This window comes from Duganella violaceipulchra (assembly GCF_019166075.1).
GTDB classification, from domain to species: Bacteria; Pseudomonadota; Gammaproteobacteria; order Burkholderiales; family Burkholderiaceae_D; genus Rugamonas; species Rugamonas violaceipulchra.
Map to the genome: position 1 here is coordinate 1 of NZ_JAHTGR010000166.1, position 327 is coordinate 327.

At 70.9% G+C, this 327-nt stretch carries 1 protein-coding gene; it reads right to left on the reverse strand.

Translation table 11 applies throughout. The features are described from left to right. Positions 1 to 313 (reverse strand): hypothetical protein (locus tag KVP70_RS35880; RefSeq protein WP_217946745.1); only part of this gene is annotated, 313 nt, incomplete at its 3' end. Positions 314 to 327: the final 14 nt, after the last annotated feature.

Here is a 327-nt window from a genome sequence, read left to right on the forward strand (position 1 = left end):
CGATGGCGTTGCTGCTCAGCGCCGCAACCTGGGCCGAAGCCAGGCTGCTCAGCTGGGCCGAGGTCAGCGCGACGACCTGGTTGGTGGTCAGTGCGGCGATGCCGGCGGTGCTCAGCGCGGCCAGCGAAGCGGTGGCCAGGTTGTTGACCTGGGCGGTGGTCAGCGCGGCCACTTGGCCGGAGCTCAGGGCGGCGACGGCAGCCGTCTTGATGGCCGACAGGTCGGCCGTTTCCAGCGCGGCGATGGCATCGGTCGACAGCGCGGCCACTTGCGCGGTGCTCAGCGCGGCGGCTTCGGCGGTAGTCAGCGCCACCACTTGATTCGTGG